Annotated in this window: 9 protein-coding genes; all 9 read right to left on the bottom strand. The window is 64.0% G+C overall.

Features of this window, described 5'->3' with window-relative positions:
* Positions 1 to 416: ribonuclease III (locus FJZ36_17275; protein ID MBM3216652.1), on the bottom strand; the 416-nt coding region annotated here is incomplete at its 3' end.
* Positions 417 to 443: 27 nt separating this feature from the next.
* A complete protein-coding gene (fabF, locus tag FJZ36_17280) occupies positions 444 to 1,685 on the bottom strand; it encodes a beta-ketoacyl-ACP synthase II (GenBank protein ID MBM3216653.1) in 1,242 nt (413 codons plus the stop codon).
* 68 nt (positions 1,686 to 1,753) lie between these two features.
* Entirely contained in the window at positions 1,754 to 1,996 is a 243-nt protein-coding gene (locus FJZ36_17285) for an acyl carrier protein (GenBank protein MBM3216654.1), read from the bottom strand.
* Positions 1,997 to 2,049: 53 nt separating this feature from the next.
* Positions 2,050 to 2,784 (bottom strand): 3-oxoacyl-[acyl-carrier-protein] reductase, encoded by a 735-nt coding sequence (gene fabG / locus FJZ36_17290; GenBank protein ID MBM3216655.1) that lies wholly within the window; start codon positions 2,782 to 2,784, stop codon positions 2,050 to 2,052.
* Complete coding sequence (gene fabD / locus FJZ36_17295; protein ID MBM3216656.1) at positions 2,774 to 3,709, bottom strand: ACP S-malonyltransferase; 936 nt, start codon at positions 3,707 to 3,709, stop codon at positions 2,774 to 2,776. The genes fabG and fabD overlap by 11 nt, the downstream gene beginning before the upstream one ends.
* A 30-nt stretch (positions 3,710 to 3,739) precedes the next feature.
* Positions 3,740 to 4,726 carry a ketoacyl-ACP synthase III gene (locus tag FJZ36_17300; GenBank protein ID MBM3216657.1) on the bottom strand — a complete coding sequence of 329 codons (987 nt, stop codon included), beginning with the start codon at positions 4,724 to 4,726 and terminating at the stop codon, positions 3,740 to 3,742.
* A 35-nt stretch (positions 4,727 to 4,761) separates the two neighbouring features.
* Positions 4,762 to 4,956 carry a 50S ribosomal protein L32 gene (locus FJZ36_17305; protein MBM3216658.1) on the bottom strand — a complete coding sequence of 65 codons (195 nt, stop codon included), beginning with the start codon at positions 4,954 to 4,956 and terminating at the stop codon, positions 4,762 to 4,764.
* Between the two features lie 49 nt (positions 4,957 to 5,005).
* The gene (locus FJZ36_17310) at positions 5,006 to 5,641 is read right to left on the bottom strand and encodes a DUF177 domain-containing protein (protein ID MBM3216659.1); all 636 of its coding nucleotides are present in this window, start codon (positions 5,639 to 5,641) and stop codon (positions 5,006 to 5,008) included.
* Positions 5,595 to 6,559, bottom strand: a 965-nt coding sequence (locus tag FJZ36_17315) for an aspartate kinase (protein ID MBM3216660.1), incomplete at its 5' end; no start/stop codon positions are given. The genes FJZ36_17315 and FJZ36_17310, both read right to left, overlap by 47 nt.

The raw sequence follows: 6,559 nt of genomic DNA on the forward strand, positions 1-6,559 counted from the left end.
ATCCTGCAGGCGCACTCGAAGCCTCCGTCCAGATACGCAGCGCCGACAATCGCCTCGAATGCAGACGCAAGTACGCGCTCTCGCCGCGAGGGATGGGTCGTGCCGATATCCAGCTCCGCTCGGATATGGAGGTCGATACCCAGCGCCTCGGCGACCCTTGCCAGATGTCTCCGGCTTGCGAGTCGCGCACGTGTCCGGCTGAGGTCGCCCTCGGACGCACGCGTGTGGGTCGCGAGCAGCCGGCTGCGAATCGCCAGATCGATGACCGCGTCGCCCAGGAACTCGAGGCGTTCGTTGTGGGAGTCCGAATCACCGTCGTCTGACGGCTCCGCCGCAGAGCGATGGGTCAGAGCGACCGACAGCCACCTCGGTTCCTGGAATACATAGCCGAGGGTCGATTCCAGCGGGTGAGACATGGCGGCGCGTTCCGGCGAGCCCGCGATCTAACCTTCGCGCCACCGGCGCACGACGAGAGTCGTGTTGTGACCACCGAACCCGAAGGCATTCGAGATGGCGATGTCCACAGCCGCGTCTCGCGCCACGTTGGGCACGTAGTCCAGGTCGCACTCCGGGTCTGGTGACGCTAAGTTGATCGTCGGAGGGATGCGCTGGTGCTTGATCGCCATGATGCACGCGATCAGCTCGATGGCTCCGGCAGCGCCCAGCAGGTGTCCGGTCATGGACTTCGTCGAGCTCACGGGAAGGCTGGGTGCTAGATCGCCGAAGACGCGCTTAATCGCCCGTGTCTCCGCGACATCCCCAATCGACGTCGATGTTCCGTGAGCGTTGACGTAGGAGACATCGGACGGCTCGATCTGGGCGTTCCTCAGGGCAGCCTGCATGGACCGGGCAGCGCCATCGCCGTCGTCCGGTGGGCTCACCATATCGTAGGCGTCGGCGCTCATGCCGTAGCCGAGCACCTCGGCATAGATGTGGGTGCCACGAGCTTGCGCGTGCCGAAGCGACTCCAGGACGACGATCCCGGAGCCCTCACCCATCACAAAGCCGTCTCGCGTGGCGTCGAACGGGCGGCTCGCCGACGTCGGTTCGTCGTTCCGCTCCGACATCGCCTTCATCGAACAGAATCCGGCGAACGAGATCGGCGTGATGGCGGCTTCGGTTCCGCCGCAGATCATCACATCTGCCTCACCGCGGCGGACAACGTGGTAAGCGTCGCCGATGGCATGGTTCGCAGACGCGCAAGCCGTAACGGTGGCTGAGTTCGGACCTCGAAGATCGAAGTACATCGAGATCTTGCCAGCCGCCATGTTGATGATCTCGAACGGCACGAAGAACGGCGAGACACGCCTCGGGCCCTTGGTCCGAAGCACTTCGTGCTGCGCCTCGATCACGTCGATGCCCCCGATGCCGGAGCCGACGATGACGCCGGCGCGGTCGGGCGAGTATCCGCCGTCATCGAGTCCTGCGTCGCTTCGAGCCAACCGGGCGGCGGCGATGCCGAACTGGATGAATCGCGGCAACCGCCGGGCATCCTTGGCATCAAGGTACGCGTCGGGGTCGAACCCTTTCACCTCGGCGCCGATCTGGGTACGGTAGTCCGTCGTGTCGAAGAGCGTGACGGGGCCCACTCCGGACTCGCCTCGCTCCAGACCAGACCAATAGTCGTCCAGCGTCAACCCGAGAGGGCTGATGACTCCGGCGCCTGTGATGACCACTCGTTCCATAGGTTACCCCCGGGTGAACCGAGCCCGGTCTGGCGGCTGCACACGTGCGCACGCGCCCATATCGGTTCCTACGCGTGGCGCTCCACGTAGCTGATGGCGTCCTTGACCGTCCGTATCTTCTCCGCATCCTCGTCGGCGATCTCGATGTCGAACGCCTCCTCGAACGCCATGACCAGTTCGACCGTGTCGAGCGAATCGGCTCCGAGATCGTCCATGAATGACGCATCCGGCGTTACCTGGTCGAGATCGACGGACAACTCGCGCGCGATGATCTCGCGGACCTTGTCCCCCTTGCCGGCCGTACCTGCCATATGGGCGAATCCTCCAGCGCGGTTCTCGTGTGTGAGGTGGTCGACGTTGGCGACTACAGTCTCATGCCCCCATCGACCTGTATCACTTGCCCCGTGACGTACCGCGCTTCGTCGGAGGCAAGAAAGCAAGCGACCGCCGCGACGTCTTCGGGAGATCCGAAGACCCCGAGAGGGATCATGTTGCGCAGTTGGCTCTGGTAGTCTTCCGAGAGTCCTGAGGTCATATCGGTGGTGATGAAGCCCGGCGCAATCGCATTGACCGTGACGCCTCGCGGACCTAGCTCCTTCGCCAGAGACAGCGTCATGCCGATGACCCCCGCCTTGGACGCCGCGTAGTTCGCCTGGCCCGCGTTCCCCTTCACGCCCACGACCGAGGATATCTGGATCACGCGCCCGCTGCGCTGCTTCATCATAGTGCGGGCGGCGGCTCGCGTGAACCGAAATGCCCCCGTGAGATTCGTCCCGATGACGCTGTCCCAGTCTTCGTCCTTCATGCGGATAAGCAGGCCGTCGCGCGTGACGCCGGCGTTGTTGACGAGGATGTCGAGCCTGCCGAACGCTTCGATGGACATCTGGACAGCTCGATCACCTGCGGCCGGGTCGGACAAGTCCCCCACCACAACGGCGGCTTCCCCGCCAGCAGAGCGGATTTCGTCGGCGGTCGCCTGCAGCGCGTCTTCCGTTCTGGCGAAGGCAACGATCTGCGCGCCACAGGAAGCCAGCGCCAGGGAGATCGCCTTGCCGATTCCCCGAGACGCTCCCGTGACGAGAGCGGCTTTACCCTTCAGCGAGAACACGAGCTGTCTCCTCGAACTCCTCGCGCGACTGACTGGTCAGCGTCCGGCTTCCCGACAAGGTCCGGCGCGCCAGTCCGGCGAGCACGGTTCCGGGTCCGACTTCGACGAACCGTCGGATGCCGTCCGAAGCCATCTGTCGTAGCGTGTGCTCCCATCGCACCGGGCTCGTCATCTGCTGGGTCAGCAGCGACCGGATGATCGCCGAATCCGTTTCGGCGCGAGCCGAGACGTTACAGTAGATCGGAAGCAATGGCGGAGCGAGATCGGCGGCGCTCAGGAGCTCCGCCATGTCCACGGCGGCGTCCTCCATCAGCGGCGAATGGAACGCCGAGGAGACGCGCAATGGCATGATTCGCTTGGCGCCGGCAGCCCGCGCCATATCGCTCGCGCGGTCGAGCGCCTCGAGATCGCCGGAGATAACGATTTGACCAGGGCAGTTGTAGTTGGCGATGGTGACGATCTCATCTTCGTGGCTGGCTTCCTCGCAGATCGCCTCCAGGACATCGGTCTCGATGCCGATCATGGCGAGCATGCCAGCGGCTCTCCCCTTGCCAGCGGACGCCATGAGCTCGCCGCGACGTAGAACCAGCTCGAGCGCCGCGCCAAACGAAAGGACGCCTGCCGCGACGAGTGCGGAGTACTCGCCCAGGCTGTGACCTGCTACGGCTGACGGAGCCACGCCCATTGAGCGGAAGGCTTCGAGGGTCGCCACGCTGACGGTCAGAATGGCTGGCTGTGTCGTCTCAGTCTGATCAAGGGCTTCGGCTGGACCCTCAGAGACGATCCGCCGGACATCGAATCCCGCTGATTCCGCCTGATCATAGACAGTGGCGGCTTCGGGCAGTCCGTCGAGCCACTTCCCCATCCCAAGGGATTGCGATCCCTGGCCCGGGAACAAGAACGCGACATCGTCCATGCGCCATCCTGAATCGAGTGAGGCCCGGGCTTACACGCGGATGATATTGACGCCCCAAGTCCACCCGGCGCCGAACGTCACGATGAGGACGGTACCACCACGGCTGATCCGGCGGGTTCGGAGCGCTTCGTCGAGGGCAACTGCTGCCGTCGCCGACGAGGTGTTCCCGTACCGGTCGATATTGATGAATGTGCGCTCCATCGGGATGCCCAAACGCTCCGAGAATGCCTCCATGATCCGCACATTCGCCTGATGCGGGATGAACAGGTCGATCGCGTCTACGCCGATGCCGGCGCGGTCGAGGACCTGCTGCGTGACATCCGGCATCATGCCCACGGCGAGACGGAAGACCTCTTGACCGCGCATGCGGATCGTGTGGTCGCGGTTCCTCACCGTGCTCTCGGACGCCGGAAGACGGCTCCCGCCCCCGACCAGTCCGAGCAGCTCCGGGTCTGAGTACTCCGTCTCCGCCCCGATCTCACTGTGCAAGACGCCTCGGTCCTCGTTGGTCCCGCGTAGGACGGCCGCCCCGGACGCGTCCCCGAAGAGCACGCACGTCGCCCGGTCCGACCAGTTGACGAACTTCGTCAGGGTCTCGGCGGCGACGACGAGCACGGTTCGGTACACACCGGAGCGGATGAGGCCGTCTGCGACATGGATCGCATACGAATAGCCGGCGCATGCTGCCGCCAGATCGAAGGCGGGAACATGACGCAGATGGAGGTTGTTGGCGATGAAGCAGGCTGTCGACGGGAAGCCCATATCGGGCGAGACCGTGCTGCAGATGATGCAGTCGATCTCGGACGCGGAAATGCCGGCGTCGTCGATTGCGCGTTGGGCAGCCGCAGTGCCGATGTCGGAGGAAGCGGTGGATTCGTCAGTGATGCGGCGCTCGGCGATCCCGGTGCGTTTCCGGATCCACTCGTCCGACGTTTCGACCATCTGCTCGAGATCGGCGTTCGTGATGACCTTCGTCGGGAGCTCGGACCCAGTGCCGATGACCGCTGTCCGCGTCATGCCAGGCGCCATCCTACGCGGCCTCCGACCATGGACTACTCAACGTCGACCGAGACGATGGGTCGATGCCACTTGTGCGCCTTGAAGTAGCCGCATCCCGGGCAAGCGCGATGGGGCCGGTGACGCTCCCCACACTGGCGGCACAGAATGAGCGTCGTGCCTCGGATCGCGTCGTGAGCCCGTCGGAGTCGCGTTCGGGTATGGGAATGGCGTCGCTTTGGGTTCGCCATGCACTCTCTTCCTAGTCTGGTCGTGGGTAGTCGGCGAGCAGGTCCTGCACTAGCCCATGAGCCGAGCGAGCTGGCGCGATAGATCCGTTTCTCGGTCGCCAGAGTCCGGTTCAGCCTGACACTCGCACGTTGTCACATTCAGATTCGCACCGCAATGGTGGCACAAACCGCGACAGTCCTCATCGCACAGGAGCCAGATCGGGACTTCCAGCAACAGGTACCGCCGGACGTCCTCGCGAACGTCTATGATACCCGCATCGTAGTACGCAAGTCCAATCTCGTCAGTGTCCTCTTCATCGTCTCTCCTCTGTGTCGCAGGTCGATAGAGAATCTTGAACTCGCTATCCAGATCGGCGACTGCGGGCTCTAGACACCGGCGGCACAGGAGCGTGGCAGTGGCGCTCGCATGGAGATCGAAGAGAACCTCGCCCCCCATGCGCTGCGCCGTTCCCGAGATGGTGACCGGGCCCGATATGACGATGTCCTCGTCGATCGCGCCGAGGTCAGCGTCTTCCGGCGAGCATACGACCTCGAACGGGCTGAGGTCGCCCTCCGGCAACGACGCGACCGTAAACACCAAGAGGCGGCTCATTGCTGGTTCCCGACCTGGGAGGCTGGAGACCGAGTCACGTACTTCGCTACTTGGACAACCCGAACCGACGGTGGAGGAGGCGAACCGCTTCATCGGCGGAGCTCGCGTCGATGACGCAAGAGATCTTGATCTCGGACGTCGAGATCATGTGGATGTTGATCTTCTCATCTGCCAAAGCGGAGAACATCCGAGCCGCGATCCCGGAGTGGCTCTTCATGCCGATCCCGACCGCGGAGACTTTGGCGATGGTCTCGTCTGCTGTCACTTCGCCGGCACCGACCGTCTTGCCGACTTCCTGGGAGCGCTGGATCGCCTTCCGAATATCGGTGCGCGGCACCGTGAACGACAGGTCCGTGTTGCCGTCCTTGCCGATGTTCTGCACGATCATGTCGACGTTGATGCCCGCGTCCGCCAGCGATTCGAAGATCTGGGCGGCAACACCGGGCTTGTCCGGCACGTCGAGCATCGTGATTTTCGCCTGGTTCTTGTCCGCCGTGACTCCACTGACGACAACCCGCTCCATGTCCTCGATACGCGATTCGTCAACCACCAGTGTTCCCTCGTCTTCCGTGAACGTCGACCGTACGCGCAAGGGTGTCCGGAACTTCCACGCCAACTCCACAGACCGTGAATGGAGCACCTTGGCTCCCAAGCTGGCGAGCTCGAGCATCTCCTCGTAGGTGACGACGTCGAGCCGCTTCGCCTCCGGGACCACACGCGGGTCCGCCGTGTAGACGCCGTCTACATCCGTGAAGATGTCGCACACGTCAGCCTTCAGCGCCGCTGCCACCGCCACCGCCGTGGTGTCGGAGCCCCCTCTGCCCAACGTCGTGATGTGACCGTCCACCGTGGAGCCCTGGAACCCGGCGACGACGACAACCCTCCCTGCGCCCAGCTCCTCGCGGATGCGGGCGTCATTGACGCGATGGATCCGCGCCTTGCTGAAGCTTCCGTCGGTCATGATCCCGACCTGCGGGCCCGTCATCGAGACGGTGTCTTCTCCACAGGCAT

The organism is Candidatus Poribacteria bacterium (assembly GCA_016866785.1).
Lineage (GTDB): Bacteria > Poribacteria > WGA-4E.

Excerpts from the sequence above, each read along its gene's own strand:
- fabF (MBM3216653.1), bottom strand. The coding sequence starts at position 1,685 with ATGGAACGAGTGGTCATCACAGGCGCCGGAGTCATCAGCCCTCTCGGG.
- FJZ36_17285 (MBM3216654.1), bottom strand. The coding sequence starts at position 1,996 with ATGGCAGGTACGGCCGGCAAGGGGGACAAGGTCCGCGAGATCATCGCG.
- fabD (MBM3216656.1), bottom strand. The coding sequence starts at position 3,709 with ATGGACGATGTCGCGTTCTTGTTCCCGGGCCAGGGATCGCAATCCCTT.
- FJZ36_17300 (MBM3216657.1), bottom strand. The coding sequence starts at position 4,726 with ATGACGCGGACAGCGGTCATCGGCACTGGGTCCGAGCTCCCGACGAAG.
- FJZ36_17305 (MBM3216658.1), bottom strand. The coding sequence starts at position 4,956 with ATGGCGAACCCAAAGCGACGCCATTCCCATACCCGAACGCGACTCCGA.
- FJZ36_17310 (MBM3216659.1), bottom strand. The coding sequence starts at position 5,641 with ATGAAGCGGTTCGCCTCCTCCACCGTCGGTTCGGGTTGTCCAAGTAGC.